Origin of the sequence: Microbacterium sp., assembly GCF_047606685.1 — a bacterium.
Classification (GTDB): domain Bacteria; phylum Actinomycetota; class Actinomycetes; order Actinomycetales; family Microbacteriaceae; genus Microbacterium.
Window position 1 is genome coordinate 31,627 of the sequence record NZ_JASGEC010000038.1, and the last position, 15,643, is coordinate 47,269.

20 protein-coding genes are annotated in these 15,643 nt (G+C 71.3%); 11 read left to right on the forward strand and 9 right to left on the reverse strand.

The window, feature by feature from the left end:
* The 4 genes from QM611_RS04080 to QM611_RS04095 all read left to right on the forward strand — a co-directional run bounded on the left by QM611_RS04080 (window position 1) and on the right by QM611_RS04095 (window position 2,617).
* Window positions 1-801, forward strand: coding sequence for a GntR family transcriptional regulator (locus QM611_RS04080; protein WP_415078624.1), 801 nt, complete (start codon window positions 1-3; stop codon window positions 799-801).
* 129 nt (window positions 802-930) lie between these two features.
* Entirely contained in the window at window positions 931-1,206 is a 276-nt protein-coding gene (locus QM611_RS04085) for a hypothetical protein (protein WP_415078625.1), read from the forward strand.
* Window positions 1,207-1,610: 404 nt separating this feature from the next.
* Window positions 1,611-2,270, forward strand: a complete 660-nt coding sequence (locus QM611_RS04090) for an acyl-CoA synthetase (protein WP_415078626.1) — start codon at window positions 1,611-1,613, stop codon at window positions 2,268-2,270.
* Window positions 2,267-2,617 carry an amino acid transporter gene (locus QM611_RS04095; protein ID WP_415078627.1) on the forward strand — a complete coding sequence of 117 codons (351 nt, stop codon included), beginning with the start codon at window positions 2,267-2,269 and terminating at the stop codon, window positions 2,615-2,617. Before QM611_RS04090 ends, QM611_RS04095 begins: the two co-directional genes overlap by 4 nt.
* Before the next feature lie 208 nt (window positions 2,618-2,825).
* Here QM611_RS04095 and purB read toward each other — a convergent pair whose 3' ends face one another.
* Window positions 2,826-4,208 carry an adenylosuccinate lyase gene (purB, locus tag QM611_RS04100; RefSeq protein ID WP_415078628.1) on the reverse strand — a complete coding sequence of 461 codons (1,383 nt, stop codon included), beginning with the start codon at window positions 4,206-4,208 and terminating at the stop codon, window positions 2,826-2,828.
* A gap of 34 nt (window positions 4,209-4,242) precedes the next feature.
* Window positions 4,243-4,743 (reverse strand): low molecular weight protein-tyrosine-phosphatase, encoded by a 501-nt coding sequence (locus tag QM611_RS04105; protein ID WP_415078629.1) that lies wholly within the window; start codon window positions 4,741-4,743, stop codon window positions 4,243-4,245.
* A 131-nt stretch (window positions 4,744-4,874) separates the two neighbouring features.
* Here QM611_RS04105 and QM611_RS04110 point away from each other — a divergent pair, with 131 nt between their 5' ends.
* Both QM611_RS04110 and QM611_RS04115 read left to right on the forward strand, forming a co-directional pair.
* A complete protein-coding gene (locus QM611_RS04110; protein WP_415078630.1) occupies window positions 4,875-5,141 on the forward strand; it encodes a hypothetical protein in 267 nt (88 codons plus the stop codon).
* Entirely contained in the window at window positions 5,138-6,415 is a 1,278-nt protein-coding gene (locus QM611_RS04115; protein WP_415078631.1) for a hypothetical protein, read from the forward strand. Before QM611_RS04110 ends, QM611_RS04115 begins: the two co-directional genes overlap by 4 nt.
* A 6-nt stretch (window positions 6,416-6,421) precedes the next feature.
* Here QM611_RS04115 and QM611_RS04120 read toward each other — a convergent pair whose 3' ends face one another.
* From QM611_RS04120 to QM611_RS04150, 7 genes are all read right to left on the reverse strand, one after another.
* Window positions 6,422-7,372, reverse strand: a complete 951-nt coding sequence (locus tag QM611_RS04120; protein ID WP_415078632.1) for a nucleoside hydrolase — start codon at window positions 7,370-7,372, stop codon at window positions 6,422-6,424.
* A gap of 4 nt (window positions 7,373-7,376) precedes the next feature.
* Window positions 7,377-7,778, reverse strand: a complete 402-nt coding sequence (locus QM611_RS04125) for a phage holin family protein (RefSeq protein ID WP_415078633.1) — start codon at window positions 7,776-7,778, stop codon at window positions 7,377-7,379.
* A 32-nt stretch (window positions 7,779-7,810) separates the two neighbouring features.
* Window positions 7,811-8,179, reverse strand: a complete 369-nt coding sequence (locus QM611_RS04130) for a type II toxin-antitoxin system death-on-curing family toxin (protein WP_415078634.1) — start codon at window positions 8,177-8,179, stop codon at window positions 7,811-7,813.
* Complete coding sequence (locus tag QM611_RS04135) at window positions 8,176-8,382, reverse strand: ribbon-helix-helix protein, CopG family (protein ID WP_415078635.1); 207 nt, start codon at window positions 8,380-8,382, stop codon at window positions 8,176-8,178. The genes QM611_RS04130 and QM611_RS04135 overlap by 4 nt, the downstream gene beginning before the upstream one ends.
* Before the next feature lie 52 nt (window positions 8,383-8,434).
* Window positions 8,435-9,778: an MFS transporter gene (locus QM611_RS04140; protein WP_415078636.1), complete on the reverse strand. Its 1,344-nt coding sequence runs from the start codon at window positions 9,776-9,778 to the stop codon at window positions 8,435-8,437.
* A gap of 87 nt (window positions 9,779-9,865) precedes the next feature.
* On the reverse strand, window positions 9,866-10,399 hold the full coding sequence (locus QM611_RS04145; protein WP_415078637.1) for a YbhB/YbcL family Raf kinase inhibitor-like protein: 534 nt from the start codon (window positions 10,397-10,399) through the stop codon (window positions 9,866-9,868).
* A 34-nt stretch (window positions 10,400-10,433) separates the two neighbouring features.
* A complete protein-coding gene (locus tag QM611_RS04150) occupies window positions 10,434-11,117 on the reverse strand; it encodes an SDR family NAD(P)-dependent oxidoreductase (RefSeq protein WP_415078638.1) in 684 nt (227 codons plus the stop codon).
* Between the two features lie 287 nt (window positions 11,118-11,404).
* On the opposite strand from QM611_RS04150, the gene QM611_RS04155 reads away from it, so the two are divergent.
* From QM611_RS04155 to QM611_RS04175, 5 genes are all read left to right on the forward strand, one after another.
* A complete protein-coding gene (locus QM611_RS04155; RefSeq protein ID WP_415078639.1) occupies window positions 11,405-11,884 on the forward strand; it encodes an Lrp/AsnC family transcriptional regulator in 480 nt (159 codons plus the stop codon).
* 32 nt (window positions 11,885-11,916) lie between these two features.
* Complete coding sequence (locus QM611_RS04160; RefSeq protein ID WP_415078640.1) at window positions 11,917-13,017, forward strand: histidinol-phosphate transaminase; 1,101 nt, start codon at window positions 11,917-11,919, stop codon at window positions 13,015-13,017.
* 4 nt (window positions 13,018-13,021) lie between these two features.
* Window positions 13,022-14,155, forward strand: coding sequence for a thiamine pyrophosphate-dependent enzyme (locus tag QM611_RS04165; RefSeq protein WP_415078641.1), 1,134 nt, complete (start codon window positions 13,022-13,024; stop codon window positions 14,153-14,155).
* 56 nt (window positions 14,156-14,211) lie between these two features.
* Window positions 14,212-15,177, forward strand: coding sequence for an alpha-ketoacid dehydrogenase subunit beta (locus QM611_RS04170; protein WP_415078644.1), 966 nt, complete (start codon window positions 14,212-14,214; stop codon window positions 15,175-15,177).
* 127 nt (window positions 15,178-15,304) lie between these two features.
* A partial coding sequence (locus QM611_RS04175) for a biotin/lipoyl-containing protein (RefSeq protein ID WP_415078642.1) occupies window positions 15,305-15,643 on the forward strand: 339 nt, incomplete at its 3' end.

The following is a 15,643-nucleotide window of genomic DNA, read 5'->3' on the forward strand; positions in this document are numbered from 1 at the left end:
ATGGCCGCGGCCGGCGCCTTCTCCGCGGCGATCGACCGCCAGTCGGCCGCGCCGATGTACGACCAGCTGCGCCGCCTGATCATCGACGGCATTTCGCGGGACGGGATGCGGCCGGGCGACCTGCTGCCGGGCGAGCACCGGCTGTGCGAGCAGTACGGCATCTCGCGGACCGTCGTGCGGCAGGCTCTCGCCCAGCTCGAGCACGAGGGCGTCGTCGAGCGCGTCAAGGGCAAGGGCACATTCGTGGCGCGGCCGCGCATCAACGAGAACCTCGTGCACACGCTGGTCGGCCTGTACGAGGACGTCGAGCGCCGGGGCGGCCACGTGCACAGCGACGTGCTGCGCCACGAGATCGAGCCCGCTTCGGCCGACGTGGCGGAGGCGCTCGGGCTCGAGCCCGGCACACCCGTGGTGGTGCTCGAGCGGCTGCGCATCGTCGACCACGACCCGTGGGCGCTTGCCACCGTGTGGATGCCGGAGGAGGTCGGGCGCGTGACGTTCGGCGCCGACCTGTCGGACGCCTCGCTCTACCGCTTGCTGGCCGATCACGGCGTGCGGGCGACCACCGGCGTGCGCTCGGCCGAGGCGACAGTCGCCTCGCACGCGCAGGCGCTGCTGCTCGGGGTCAGCGCGGGCACGGCCCTGCTGCGCCTGCGCAGCGTCAGTCGCGACGCGAGCGGCCGGGTGATCGAGTTCTTCATCGCGCACCACCGCGGCGATCGCTCCCGATTCGAGTTCGAGTTGCGGGAAGAGGACGCGCAAGCCTCGCTGCTGCACCTCGACCCGCGCGCGGACCGCTGACAGTGAAAAAACCTGCTCCTGTATGAGCATGAAGGCGGAGCGGCTTCAAGTGCTCATCGACGCCGAGCTGCGCGAGCGTCTGGCCTGGATCGCAGCGCCCGCGCCCGCGGGGTGTCGGTCGCCTCGCTCGTGCGCACAGCGATCTATGTCGCGCAGCTCGCCGAGCGCTACGGCGACCTGCTCGCGCCGCTCGTGTCGGTCGGCCACGACGACTTCGCCCGCGGGATGGAGCTGTTCCGCCGGCACGAGCGGCTGGGGGTGTTCGACGCGGCGCTCGCGGCAGCCGTGCAACGTCGCGATCACGTGCGCGGCGTCGCCTTGGCAGACCGCGCGTTCGCCGGCATCCCCGCGCTCTCGCGCTTCGAACCCGGGGCGCCGGACTTCGCCGAGCGCCTCGGCCTCTGACGCGCTCACGCGCTCTCGCGCTACAGCAACCCGCATTCGCGCCAGTATTCTGCGGGCCTCACGCTCACGCGCTACAGATGCCCGCATTCGCGCGTGTTATTCGCTGGCGCGACTGCGGGTATCTGTAGCGCGAGGCGCGAGACGCGTTCGCGAACGGGGGCATCGCGCGAGGCTCACACCCTTGAGGTTGTTCTCGCGTGCGCCCGTGACGCGGATCGAGGCGTGCGAGTCGGCGATGTGGCCCCCCGCGGGGGCGGTCGCGGCATCCGTCTTCGAGGTCATGGGACTCAGCGCACGTGCGGCTGACGACGCGCGCTTCTCGGAAACTGCTCGCCCGCGCGATGGCGCGTGCCGACGGGCCCGACGACCGTAGACTGTGAGGCGATCCCTCCGCTGAACTGGAAATGCCTGTGCCTGAGAACACCGCGACGAGCGCGCCCGCGAGCGCCGCTCCGCGGCTCGTCGTCCCCGGCGTGCAGCTGCTGCGGGCGGCGCTGGCCGCGATCGCGGCGGTGATGATCACCTTCTCGCCCGACCACTCCGCGGCGCTCGGGCTCGCGGTGTTCAGCGGCTTCGCCGTCGCCACGGCGCTCGTGCTCGGGTTCGGGGCGTGGATGGCGTATCCGGCGGGGCGGCGGTGGCCCGTCGCTGCGCTGGCGGTCGTGACGCTCATCGCCGGAATGTTCGGCGGCGTGCCCGCGTGGCGGACGACACCGGTGTTTTTCGCGGTCGTCATCGCGTGGTCCGCGGTGGCCGGAGTGGTCGAGTTGATCGAGGGATGGCGCGAGCGCCAGCTGCTCGACCCCGACGACGCGCAGCGTCGCTCGGAGTCGCGCGACGCGATCGTCGTCGGCGGCCTCGGGCTGGTGCTCGCCGCGGCCGTCGCGATCGTCCCGGCCGGCTACAGCCTCGACTACGTCATCGACGAGGCGGGGCAATTCACGCTCACCGGCACCACGATCGCGGTCGGCCTCTTCGGCGCCTACGCGGCGATCGTGGCCGTCTACCTCGGCATCGCGGCGTTCTCGCCGCGGCGCACGACCACCTCAGAGGAGGGCGCGTGACCGACAAGCCCACCCGCCGAGAGCTCATGCGGCCTGTGCAACTGCTCGGGCTGGCCTTCGGCGCCGCGCTGTTCGCGGGAATCGTGACGGCGGTGTCTATGGGGGCCTTCCAGAGCGCCGGCCAGGTCGCCGAGGGCGAGTTGACCAAGCCGATGCGCGCGCTGATGGTGGGCGGCGTGGTCGCCGGCATCGCGTTCATCGTGACGCTCGTCACGATCGCGCTGCTGATCCTTGCTGTCGATCCGGCGCAAGTGCGCAAGCAGATCGACCGCCCGGTGCTGCTGGACGACCCCGACGACCAGGCCGGCGACGCGCCGGACTCCCCGGGCCCCGCGCGCTCGCCGTAGCGCCGCGCCGCGGCATCCCTCCGCCGTCTGCGCGCCGCGGCATCCCTCCTTGTCGTGACTTTCCTCGCGCCCCTTCGTCGCGTTTGCCCAGATCAGGAGATTTCGCGTGCTCAGGACGTTTGCCGCGTTATCGGCCTGAGTGCGCGAGATCAGGAGATTTGGGCAAGCCCCACGAGTGCGGGCGGGCAGGGGCGGGGGATGCCGGGCGTCACTCCAGCCAGTCGACTACCTTCGCCGCGAGGCCCGTGTAGGCGGCGGGGGTCAGCGCGAGCAGGCGCTGCTTCGCGGCGTCGCCGATGTCGAGGCCGCGCACGAACTCCGCGAGCTCGGCGGCGCCGACGCGACGGCCGCGAGTGAGCTCCTTCAGCAGCGCGTACGGGTCGCTGATACGCGAGCGGCCGGCCACGATCTCGGCGCGCACGACAGTCTGGATCGCCTCGCCGAGCACCTCCCAGTTCGCGTCGAGGTCGGCGTCGAGCACCGGCTGGGCGAGTGAGATCTCGCCGAGGCCGCGCCGCAGGTTGTCGAGGGCGAGCAGCGAGTGCCCGAACGCGACGCCGATGTTGCGCTGCGTGGTCGAGTCGGTGAGGTCGCGCTGCAGGCGCGAGGTGACGAGGGTGGCCGCCAGCGTCGCGAACAGCCCGCCGGCGATCTCGAGGTTCGCCTCGGCGTTCTCGAAGCGGATCGGGTTGATCTTGTGCGGCATCGTCGACGAGCCCGTCGCGCCGGCGACCGGGATTTGCGAGAAGTAGCCGAGGGAGATGTACGTCCAGACATCCGTCGCGAGATTGTGCAGGATGCCGCCCGCGTGCCGCGCGCGGTCGTACAGCTCGACCTGCCAGTCGTGCGATTCGATCTGGGTGGTGACCGGGTTGAACGTCAGCCCGAGGGTCTCCAGGAACGACATCGACAGCGTCGGCCAGTCCACGGCCGGGTCGGCCGCGAGGTGCGCCGACCAGGTGCCGGTCGCGCCGGAGAACTTCGCGAGGTACTCGGTCTCGCGCACCTGCTCGGCGACGCGCTCGAGCCGCCACGCGAACACGCCGAGCTCTTTGCCCATCGTCGTCGGGGTGGCCGGCTGGCCGTGCGTGCGGGCGAGCATCGCGGCATCCCGATGCTCTGCCGCCAGCGCGCGCAGGTCGGCGATGACGCCCTCGAGGGCGGGCAGCCACACGCGGCTCACCGCGCGCTGCACGGTGAGCGCGTACGCGGTGGAGTTGATGTCCTCGCTCGTGCACGCGAAGTGGGTCAGCTCGGCGATCGCGTCGAGGCCGAGGGCCGCCAGGCGGTCGCGCACGAGGTACTCGACGGCTTTCACGTCGTGGCGGGTGACAGCCTCCCGTTCGGCGAGCCAGTCGATCTCGCTCTGACCGAAGTCGAGGTACAGCGCGCGCAGCCGGTCGATGTCGCTGTCATCCAGCGGCTCGGAGCCGAACAGGCGCTTGTTGGTGAGCGCGATGAGCCACTCCACCTCGACCTCGACGCGGGCGCGATTGAGGCCGGCCTCGGAGAGGTAGTCGGCGAGCGGGGCGACGGCGGCGCGGTAGCGCCCGTCGAGAGGGCTGAGCGGCTGCGGGGGCAGCGAGGTCACGAAAAGGCTCCGGGAGTGTGTGTCCAGCGGCGGATCAGCGAAGGGCCGGCTCCAGCTGGCGGAAGAGCGCTCGGCTCGCGCTCTCGATCATACCGAGCACCTCGTCGAACTTCGCCGCGCCGTCGTAGTACGGGTCGGGCACATCGAGCGCGCCACCGGCGGCGCGGTCGTACGAGAGCAGGAGCGCGATCTTGTCGGACTCGTCCACCGACTGCGCCCAGCCGTGCAGAATGCGCGCGTGGCTGCGGTCCAGCGCGATCACGAGGTCGTTGGCGGCGAACGCGTCGTGGCTGAACTGGCGCGCGCGGTGCGCGCGGCCGTCGTAGCCACGGCGCTGGAGGGCGGTGATCGTGCGCTGGTCGGCGAGCTCGCCGACGTGCCAGTCGCCAGTTCCTGCGCTGGTGGACACCACGCGGTCTCCCAGCCCGCTGGCCTCGGCCAGGGCGCGGAACACGACCTCCGCCATCGGCGACCGGCAGATGTTGCCCGTGCACACGAAGACCACCCGGAAGGGCTGGACGGCGGGCGCGGGCATGCACACCATTGTGCCGTGCCGCCCGGATTTGCGCGCCGTCTGTTCCTGCACAGCCTCTCGCTGCGGACGAGTCGTTCGCGGTTTCCCGCCCACCGCGCCGCCGGCGGTCGCGGGCGGGCGAGGCTGGTGCGGTGAATCCGGAGACCTGGCTGATGGATGCCGCGCGCAACGCCGTGCTCCGCCTCGAGGCGCTCGTGGCGACCCTCGACGAGGCCGCGCCGGCGCTCGGGCGGGCGGCCGATGCGACCGACTGGCAGTCCGACGCCGCCTCCGGGTTCCACGACGACCTCGACCGCGTGCGCGACGAGGTCGTGCGCCTGCGCGAGCGCGCGTGCGCGCTCGCGCAGGACGCCGCGCGGCAGCACAGCATCCTGGTCACCAGAATGTGGCGCTCGTGAGCGACGACGAGGTCGACATCCGGCACGGCGCGGTGGTCGCCGTGGACTCGGCGACCCTGCGCCAGGCGGCGGCCGAGCTCGACGCGCTGCGCGCCGGGCTCGACGAGGCCGTCGAGCTCGGCCGTGCCGCGACGCTGCTCCTCGGCGACGTGGACGCCGAGCTGCGCGGGATGCTCTCGGTGGACGCCTCCGCCCTGACGATCGGCGTCGGCGTGGCCGGCGAGCGCGTGGCCGAGGTGGGCGGGCGGCTGCGGCTGGCCGCCGCCCGCTATGAGCACGCCGAGCTCTCCGCGCTCCGTCTCGCGGCCACAGACCCCGCCGAGATCGCCGCGTACGACGCGCGGCTGCGCGAGCTGGAGGCGGAGCACCCGGGCGACGCGCTCGGCCTGGGCGTCGCCGACGCGGCGTACGACCTGCGGATGCCGTGGGAGATCATCGTGCAAGCGTGGGCGCTCGGCAACGGCACCATCCCCGGCCTCGGGCTCGCGGCCGCGAGCGGTGTGGCCGGCCTCGGCATCGGCCTGCGCATCGCCGACCGCGGCCTGGTGCGCGCCGACGCGCGGCTGTCCGGCCGATCCGACCCGGTCACGGTGACGAGAGTCGCGCGCGGCGAGGGAGCGCCGCTCACCTCGCTCGAGCAGGCGGCGCGCCGCATCCCCGGCGATGCGAGCATCCGCGTCGAGCGCCACACGATGCCCGGCGGCTCGCGCGAGTTCGTGGTGTATGTGGCCGGCACGCGCGGCGGCACGGCGTTCGACTGGACCTCGAACACCCAGCTTTACGACGGCAAGCGGTCGGCGTCGTACGAGTCGGTGCGCGACGCGCTGCGCCAAGCCGGCGCCCGCCCGGGCGACACCCTGCACCAGGTCGGCCACTCGCAGGGCGCGATGGTTGCCAACCGCCTCGCGATGGAGCGCGAGTACAACGTGAAGACGGTCGTCTCGTTCGGGTCGCCCGTGCAGGCCGAACTGCCCACGTCGGTGCTGTCGGTCGACGTGCGCCACACCGACGATCCGGTGGCCGCGCTCGCGCACGGCGGCTCGGCTGTGGGCGTGGGCTCGGCCGACAGCTTCGTGGCGCAGCGCACGGCCGATCCGCTGCCTGCCCTCCACGACCTCGCGGCGCGCGCGCACTGGATGGACCACTACAGCGACACGGCGCGGATGCTCGACGCGTCGCCCGACCCGCGCATGGACGCGGTGCGCGAGACGCTCGACCGGCTCGGCCAGGCCACATCGGTCGAGGTCACCGAGTACACGGCGACGCGGCCGTGACCGGCGTCAGCGCAGTCGCGCGATGGCGGCGGCGATCGAGTCCCAGAAGCGGTCGACATCCAGCCCGGTCGCCACCCACGCGTTCGGCTCGCGTCCGAGCACGCCGTCCAGGTCGACGCACGTCGCTCCGGATGTCTCGGCGCCGGCCAGCTCGACATCCAGTCGGGTGCGCACGCGCGCCACGACGTCGGGCTCAGCCACCGCCGCCACGGCGACCGGGTCGTGCAGCGGGCCGTCGGGCAGGCCGAAGACCTCGTCGTTCGTGCGGCAGAAGAACTCGAGCAGCTCGCCGCCGAAGACCGCGGTCGCCGTGTCCGCCGACGCCAGCCGCGCGCGCACCGCGGGGGTGACGAGCGCGGTGTGGGTGACGTTCAGACCGACCATCGTGAACGGGATGCCGGAGGCCACGACCGCGGCCAGGGCCTCGGGGTCGACCCACGCGTTGAACTCCGCGTACGGGGTCACGTTGCCGCGGCCGGTGGATCCGCCCATCCACACGATCTCGCGGATGCGCGCGGCGGCGTCGGGCCGGTCGCGCAGCAGCACGGCGACGTTCGTGATGGGCCCGGTGGCCACGATCGTCACCGGCTCGGCCGCGGCGCGCAGCGTGTCGGCCATGAGTTCGGTCGCCGAGCGCGGGTCGAGCGGCACCGTCGGCTCGGGCAGCTCGGGGCCGCCCAGCCCGTTCTCGCCGTGGATCCACTCCGCCGTCTGCAGCTCGCGCGCGATCGGGCCGGCCGCGCCCGCCGCGACGGGGACTCCTGCCACACCGGCGACGGTGAGCGCGACGCGGGCGTTGTGAGTCGTGTGCGCGAGCGGCACGTTGCCCCCGACGGTCGTCACGGCGAGGAGCTCGAGGCCCGGGTGCGCGGCGGCGAGCCACAGCGCGAACACGTCGTCGTGGCCGGGATCGCAGTCGACGATGACGGGCCGCGCCGCCCGGTGTGCGTCGGCCATCGCCTCAGTCCCGCTTCCGCTGTCGCTGGGGGCGCAGGATGATGCCGAAGATCCAGTTGATGAGCGAGATGAGGAAGGCCGCGACCACGCCCCACCAGAAGCTGTCGACGCGCAGGCCCCAGTTCCACCAGTGCGTGAGCCACGCGGTCAGCCACAGCAGGAACCCGTTGACGACGAGCGAGATCAGCCCCAGCGTGAGGATGTAGAGCGGGAACGCGAGGATCTTGATCACGGTGCCGACGATCGTGTTCACGATCGCGAACACGACGGCGACCGCGAGCAGCGCCAGCACCAGTTGCAGGGTCTCGCCCGGCGGGAACGCGATGACCGACACGGCGAGCGCCGGGATGAGCGAGACGACCCAGATGGCGAAGGCGTTGACCACGACTCGGATGATGAAGCCCATAGTTCGGCCAGTCTTGCACGGGGTGCTGAGGGTCAGGCGCGAACCGTGCGCGCGGCGAGCGCCGCCGCGATCTCGTCGAGCCCGATCGCGCTCTGCGCGACGGTGAGGACGAGCTCGAACGCCTCGCCGGTCGGCATGTCGACCACGGCCCCGTTCAGCTCCAGGAAGGTCAGCGTCGCCACCCACGCGAACCGCTTGTTGCCGTCGAAGAACGGATGGTTCTGGGCGAGCGACGAGAACATCGCGGCGGCTTTGCGGCCGAGGTCGGGATACGCCTCGACGCCGAACATCGCGCTCTCGGGGCGGGCGATGGCCGAGCTGAGCAGACCGAGGTCGCGCACATGCAGGCCCATGTCGGCCGCAATGGCGGCAGCCTGGGGAAGGTCGAGATAGACCGTCATGCGTCTTCGAGGCGGCGCAACAGCTCGGCATAGCGAGTGCGCACGTCGGACGCGATCTCCACCGCGAGGTCGGTCTTCACCTCGAGGTCGACGAGAATCCTCGTGCTCTCGACCACGAGCGCGTGCTTGGACGTGCCGCGCTTTCGGGCGAGCGCCTCGAGGCGGGCGTCGAGTTCTGCGGGGAGGCGGAGCGTCATAGCCATACCAAAATGGTATCAGTCTCCATCCGGCCGTGCTCCACAGCGCCGCCAAAGGCTACACGGACTTCAGCGGCTGCCCCTTCGTCTCTTTCACGAACAGCAGCGTGACCAGCGAGATGACGGCGGAGATGACGGCCGCGAAAGCCGGGATGAGGCTGCTGCCCGTGGCCTGGATGAGGGCTGTCATCACGAGGGGCGCGCTGCCGCCGAAGATGATCGTCGAGATGCTGTACCCGATGCTGTAGGCGCTGTAGCGGACAGTCGTCGGGAACATCTCGGTGAGCACCGTGTGCACGACGCCCGTGTGGCCGGCGAAGGCGATCGCCAGCACGATGGTGCCGATGCACGCCAGCGCGAACTCGCCGCTGGTGATGAGCAGGAACATGGGGAACGCGACGATCGCCATGGCGACGGAGGAGAACGCGAGCAGCACCTTGCGCCCGAATCGATCGGACAGACGCGCGGCGAACGGGATGGCGATCGAGATCGCGACGAGGCTGATGGCGGTCACCCACAGGGCCTGCAGCGACGAGAAGTTGCGCTCCTCGCCCAACGACGTCTTCAGATAGGTGGGCATGTAGATGAACAGCAGATAGTAGCCCGGGCCGTTCAAGGCGGGCAGGAAGATCGTGATGGCGATGGCCTTGAGGTGTCGAGCGGAGGTGAACGCCGCCACAAGCGGGTTGCGCTCCACCGCGTTGCGCTCGCGCAATGCCTCGAAGTACGGCGTCTCCTCCATCTTGCGGCGGATGTAGAACCCGATGTAGCCCAGCGGCGCCGCCGCCAGGAACGGGATGCGCCACACCCACGCGGTCATCGCCTCTTCGCCGGCGATCGCGATCAACGACGCGGACAGCGCGCTGCCGACCATCAGCGCGACGTAGGAGCCGACCGGGATGAAGCTCATCAGGAAGTTCCGACGGGAGTCGGGCGCGTACTCGCCGACGAACGATGCGGCGCCGGCCACCTCGCCGCCCGCGGAGAAGCCCTGCAGGACGCGCAGCGAGAAGAGCAGGATCGGCGCGGCGACGCCGATGACGGAGGCCGAGGGGATGAGGCCGACGGCGGTGGTCGAGCCGGAGATGAGCAGTAGGAGGATCGCGAGCAGGTTGCGGCGGCCGAGCCGATCGCCGAGGAACCCACAGACCACGCTGCCGAAGGGCCGCGCGACGAAGCTGACGAGGAAGCCGACGTTGGTCAGGATGAGATCGGTGGCGCTGACCCCGTTCATGAAGTTGACCGCCAGGAAGGTCGTCAGCAGTCCGTAGATGCCGTAGTCGTACCACTCCACGAAGGAGCCGATCGCGCCGGCGAGGGTCGCGCGTCGGACGACGCGGCCGTCAGCGGTGACGATGCGGACGGTGTCCGTGCCGATACGATCCCGTTGATTGTCGGACATGTGCGCTTCTTTCAGGTTGCGGAGCCCGTCGCCGGGATCCTGCGGGACAGTCCGCGAAGTCGTCGGACAGTTGGGTCGTCGTGAGTGTCAGTGCCCGAAGGTGCCGGTGATGCGTCCGCGGGCGAGCGTGTGGCCGAACATGTGGAAGCCGAGAAGAGCGGGGGACGCGGCCGCGTCGAGGGCGAGGTCGTCGATGTCGAGCGCGTGCACGACGAACATGTAGCGGTGGTCGCCGTGGCCGGGAGGCGGAGCGGCGCCGACGAAGCCGGCGAAGCCGGCGTCGTTGCGCAGGACGGAGGCGCCTGTCGGGAGCCCGGCTCCGAGCGTGTCGAGCACGACTGCCCCCTCGGGGAGTTCGACAGTGTCGGCCGGGATGCCCCACACCGCCCAATGCCAGAACCCGCTTGCCGTCGGCGCGTCCGGGTCGAAGCAGGTCACCGCGATGCTGCGCGTGCCCTGCGGAACGGCGCTCCACGCCAGGTGCGGCGAGCAGTCGCCGCCTCCCGTGCCGAGCATGCCGCCGACCTGGGCCAGCGGCAGGCGCGCCCCGTCTTCGAACGAAGCCGATGTGACCGCGAGGGCGGGCACCGCCGGGAGCGCCGCATACGGGTCGTAGCTCATCTGTTCACCTCTCTGTTCGTCCTGTGTCGGGCTCTCACGCCGTCCAGCCCCCGTCGACCTGCCACACCGCGCCGGTGACGTACGCGCTGTCGTCACCAAGCAGGAATGCGGCGACCGCCGCGACCTCGTCCGGACTGCCCGGGCGACCGGCGGGGATCTCTGTGCGCATGCGCCGGGCGTGCTCGTCGTCGGACCACCCGGCCTCTGTCATCGGCGTGAGCACGGAGCCCGGCGCGATCGCGTTCACGCGGGTGCCGGCGGGCGCGAGCTCGCGCGCGGCGGAGCGCGTGAGGGCGGCGATAGCCGCCTTCGACGCGTTGTAGGCGGCCTGGTCCTCGACCGTCTTGCTGATCACGGCCGAGCACAGCGTGACGACCGCAAGCGGCGACGCCGCAGCCGTCTGCCGAGCCGCCCATCGCAGCGCCAGGAACGTTCCGAGCACGTTCGTGTCGAACGTCTTCCGGAATGCGGCCACGCTCGTTTCGGCGATCGGACTGCGTCCACGCACGCCGGCCGCGTGCACGAGGCCCGTCACGCCGGCGCCGTCCAGCGCGTCCCAGTCGGACTCGGAGGTGACATCGAACGCCCGCACCCCCGCCGCGGCGTTGAGGTCGAGGCGCACCACTTCGGTCCCGGCTCGCTCCAGCCACTCGGCGATGGCGTGCCCGATGCCGGATGCCGCGCCGGTGACGAGCACACGTCCCGTCCGATTACGCACAGCACGCACCGCCTCGCGGAGGCCGCGCACAGGATGCGACCTTCTGAATTGCGCCACGGTGTGACATATTGCTTCCCAAAAATAACCAGATAGTCGTGTTTAGTAGCCGTTCTGATCGCGAGAGTACACAAGCGCTTCCCACAGTGCAAGCTTTTGCGTGCACGGCGGACGCGGCCAGCACCGGGGTCGTGATGCTGCGGCCGCGAGAACGCACTCGCGATTTCGCATAGAGTTCTGGGAGCACAGTGGCCGCGGGAGTCCGTTGCGGGGAAGGAGAGTGGCCCTTCATGCGCGAATCTCGACAGGTCATAGACGACCTCGATCGCCGCATACTTCGAGCGCTCCGCGACCAGCCCCGCGCGACGCTCGGCGAGCTTGCCGAACACGTCGGCGTCTCCCGGACGACCTTCCGTGTCCGGCTCGACCGCCTGTGGGACAGCGGCATCATCGTCGGCCGAGAGACGCAGCTCGAGTTGGCCTCGATGGGGTTCGAGGTGCAGGCCTGGGTGGAGCTCGAAGTGGTGCAGGGCCGGCTGTCTGAGATTCGGGAGGCACTGCTCGCCATGCCGCAGGTGATCGAAGCCTTCTCGACAACGGGAGACGCTGATGTGCGATGCCGCGTCGCGGCGCGGGGCACGGGCCATCTCCAGGAAGTGCTCCTGGAGATCGCGAACTGCCCGGCCGTCACTCGCACCCGCAGCTGCGTGATCCTCGACTCGCTCGTGGCCCACCGCAAGGTGCAGGCGCTCGACCTGCTCGATCTCTGACCGCGTCGGCTACGAGTCCGTAGACTCGGACCGTGACCGACATCCCTGTCCGCGTCCGCCCCGAGATCGCCGCCCTGCCACCGTACCGGCAGGGCAGGCAGGCCGGCGCAGACGCGTTCAAGCTCTCCAGCAACGAGAACCCGTTCGACCCGCTGCCGAGCGTGGTCGAGCGGCTGCGCGCGCGCGTCGACGTGAACCGCTACCCGGATGCCGCGGCCACGCGGCTACGCGAGGCGCTCGCCGCGCGCTACGGCGTCGCCGTCGACGGCGTGCACGTGGGCGCGGGCAGCGTGTCGATCATCGCGCAGCTGCTGGCCGCGGTGAGCGGCCCGGGCGACGAGGTCGTCTACGCGTGGCGGTCGTTCGAGGCCTACCCCGGGCTCGCCCTCGTCGCCGGCGCCCGGCCCGTTCAGGTGCCCCTGACCGCCGACGCTCGGCACGACCTGGCCGCGATGGCCGCCGCGATCACCGACCGCACGCGGGCCGTCATCGTGTGCAGCCCCAACAACCCGACCGGGCCGATCGTGACGCAGGCCGAGTTCGACGCCTTCCTCGACGACGTGCCGGACGACGTTCTCGTGGTGCTCGACGAGGCATACGCCGAGTTCGTCACCGACCCGCATGCCGTAAACGGCATACGCCTGATCGGCACGGGGCGCGACAACGTGCTGTTCCTGCGCACCTTCTCGAAGGCGTTCGGGCTGGCCGGGCTGCGGATCGGCTACGCGATCGGCCACCCCCGCGTGCTCGACGCGGCGCGCAGCACCGCCATCCCCCTCTCTGTCACGGCGCAGGCCGAGGAGGCGGCCCTTGCCAGCCTCGACGCCGAGGCGGAGTTGCGCGAGCGCGTCGCGGTCATCGCCGAGCGCCGTGACCGTCTCGTGGTAGGGCTGCGCGAGAGGGGATGGCGCGTGCCCGCCGCGCAGGGCAACTTCGTGTGGCTGCCTGCGGGCGACGAGACGGCGGCGGTCGCCGCGGCGTTCGAGGAGGGCGGGCTCATCGTGAGACCGTTCGCGGGCGAGGGCGTCCGCGTCTCCGTGGGCGAAGAGGAGTCTGTGGAGAAGGTCCTACGGATCGCGGCATCCGTTGTGGAAAGCCTTCCACAGGGGCACTCCGGGCGAGGGCTAGCGTAGAACGGTGACTCTGCACGACGACCCCGCCGTGGTCCGCATCCTCGCGGCCGACGGAACCGTCGCCCCGACACCGGCCGCCGAGCCCTACCTCGCGGCCGTCGACGGGCTCGCTGATGCCGATGTCGAGGGGTTCTACCGCGACATGGTCATCATCCGCGCTTTCGACCGCCAGGCGACGAATCTGCAACGGCAGGGCCAGCTCGCGCTGTGGCCGCCCAGCCTCGGCCAAGAGGCGGCGCAGGTCGGCTCGGCCCGCGCCGCGCGGCCGCAGGACCACATCTTCCCCTCCTACCGCGAGCACGCCGTGTGCCGCATTCGCGGCGTGGACCCCGTGAACATCCTCCGTGTCATGCGCGGGCTCACGCACGGGGGGTGGAACCCGTACGACCCGAAGAACGGCAACACGCACATCTACACGCTGGTGCTCGGATCGCAGACCCTGCACGCCACGGGCCTCGGCATGGCGCTCGTGCTCGACGGCAAGTGCGGCACGGGCGACCCCGAGCGCGACGAGGCCGTGATGGTCTACTACGGCGACGGCGCGTCGAGCCAGGGCGACGTGCACGAGGCGATGGTGTTCGCTGTGAGCTACCAGACGCCCGAGGTGTTCTTTCTGCAGAACAACCAGTGGGCGATCTCGGTGCCCGTCTCCACCCAGTCGCGCGTGCCGCTTTACCGTCGCGGCGAGGGTTACGGCATGCCCAGCGTTCAGGTCGACGGCAACGACGTCCTCGCGAGCTGGGCGGTGGCCCGAGCGGCACTTGAGGAGGCGCGGGCGGGCGGCGGTCCGCGCGCGATCGAGGCGGTCACCTACCGGATGGGTGCGCACACGACCAGCGACGATCCCACGAAGTACCGCACGTCCGACGAGGAGGACGCGTGGGCCGAGCGCGACCCGATCGCGCGCATGCGCGCGCACTTGCGCGGCCGCGGCGCCTCCGACGCGTTCTTCGCCGACGTCGACGCCGAAGCGCAGGCGGTCGCCGACGACGCGCGAGAGCGCACCAACGCCCTCGGCACGATCGAGGCCGACTCGATGTTCGAGCACGTGTACGCCGAGCCGCACTCCCTCGTCGAGGAGGAGCGGCGCTGGCTCGCCGAGTACGAGGCGTCGTTCGACCAGGGAGCGGGCGCATGACCGAGTATGGGCCGTCCCGCGTGGCGGGACGCGATGAGCAGGCGCCGCCGGCATCCATGGCGTTCAGCCGCGCGCTGAACGCGGGGCTGCGCCGCGCGATGGCGGAGAACGACCGCGTGCTGCTGATGGGCGAGGACATCGGCCCGCTCGGCGGCGTCTTCCGGGTCACCGAGGGCCTGCACGCCGAGTTCGGAGACCGCCGCGTGCTCGACACGCCCCTGGCCGAGTCGGGCATCGTCGGCACCGCGATCGGGCTGGCGATGGGCGGGTTCCGGCCCGTGTGCGAGATCCAGTTCGACGGGTTCGTGTTCCCGGGATTCGACCAGATCACGACGCAGCTGGCCAAGCTCACCAACCGGCACGAGGGCGCGTTGCGCATGCCGGTGGTGATCCGCATCCCGTACGGCGGGCACATCGGCGCGGTCGAGCACCACCAGGAGAGCCCCGAGGCGTACTTCACGCACACCGCCGGCCTGCGGGTGGTCTCGCCATCCACCCCCAACGACGCGTACTGGATGATCCAGGACGCCATCGCCTCCGACGACCCGGTCGTCTTCCTCGAGCCCAAGAGCAAGTACTGGATGAAGGGCGAGGTGGATGCCTCCGCTCGCGCGCTGCCGCTGCACGCGTCGCGGCTCGTGCGCCGGGGCACGGATGTCACGCTCGTCGGCCACGGCGCGATGGTGACGACGCTGCTGCAGGCCGCCGCGCTCGCCGAGAGCGAGGGCACGTCGTGCGAGGTGGTCGACCTGCGGTCGCTGTCGCCGGTCGATTACGGGCCGATCCTCGACTCGGTGCGCCGCACCGGCCGCATGGTCTACGCGCAGGAGGCCCCGGGCTTCACGTCGCTCGGCTCGGAGGTCGCCGCGACCGTGATGGAGCGCGCGTTCTTCGCGCTGCAGGCCCCCGTGCTGCGGGTGTCGGGGTTCGACGTGCCCTTCCCGCCCGCCAAGCTCGAGGGCGCGTACCTGCCCGACCCCGACCGCATCCTCGAAGCCGTCGACCGCTCCCTCGCCTTCTGACCCCGCCCCCATGACCGCGAGAGAACACCTGATGGACGAGAGGTAGGCAACCAACCATGCTTTCGTCCACCAGATGTACTCTCGCCGGGAGGATGCGGCGAGGGATGCGGCGACCGAAGGAGACCCGATGAGCACGCAGACGTTTGTCCTCCCCGACGTGGGGGAGGGGCTCACCGAGGCCGAGATCGTGCAGTGGCGCGTCGGCCCCGGCGACACGGTCGCCGTCAACGACGTGCTCGTCGAGATCGAGACCGCGAAGTCGCTCGTCGAGCTGCCGTCGCCGTTCGAGGGCTCCGTCGGCGAACTGCTGGCGGCCGAGGGCGACACCGTTGAGGTGGGCGCGCCGATCATCACGATCACGGCGGCGGGCGGGGCGGATGCCTCGGTCGGCCGCAGCGAGCACGGCGCCCCCGCGGCGGCGCCGGAGCCTGACGCCGGCGGCGCGGTGCTCGTCGGCTACGGCACC

Bases quoted from the DNA above. Each gene is read 5' to 3' on its own strand.
- QM611_RS04080 (WP_415078624.1), top strand. From the start codon at position 1: ATGGCCGCGGCCGGCGCCTTCTCCGCGGCGATCGACCGCCAGTCGGCC.
- QM611_RS04090 (WP_415078626.1), top strand. From the start codon at position 1,611: ATGCCTGTGCCTGAGAACACCGCGACGAGCGCGCCCGCGAGCGCCGCT.
- QM611_RS04105 (WP_415078629.1), bottom strand. From the start codon at position 4,743: ATGCCCGCGCCCGCCGTCCAGCCCTTCCGGGTGGTCTTCGTGTGCACG.
- QM611_RS04120 (WP_415078632.1), bottom strand. From the start codon at position 7,372: ATGGCCGACGCACACCGGGCGGCGCGGCCCGTCATCGTCGACTGCGAT.
- QM611_RS04125 (WP_415078633.1), bottom strand. From the start codon at position 7,778: ATGGGCTTCATCATCCGAGTCGTGGTCAACGCCTTCGCCATCTGGGTC.
- QM611_RS04130 (WP_415078634.1), bottom strand. From the start codon at position 8,179: ATGACGGTCTATCTCGACCTTCCCCAGGCTGCCGCCATTGCGGCCGAC.
- QM611_RS04135 (WP_415078635.1), bottom strand. From the start codon at position 8,382: ATGGCTATGACGCTCCGCCTCCCCGCAGAACTCGACGCCCGCCTCGAG.
- QM611_RS04140 (WP_415078636.1), bottom strand. From the start codon at position 9,778: ATGTCCGACAATCAACGGGATCGTATCGGCACGGACACCGTCCGCATC.
- QM611_RS04145 (WP_415078637.1), bottom strand. From the start codon at position 10,399: ATGAGCTACGACCCGTATGCGGCGCTCCCGGCGGTGCCCGCCCTCGCG.
- QM611_RS04155 (WP_415078639.1), top strand. From the start codon at position 11,405: ATGCGCGAATCTCGACAGGTCATAGACGACCTCGATCGCCGCATACTT.
- QM611_RS04170 (WP_415078644.1), top strand. From the start codon at position 14,212: ATGGCGTTCAGCCGCGCGCTGAACGCGGGGCTGCGCCGCGCGATGGCG.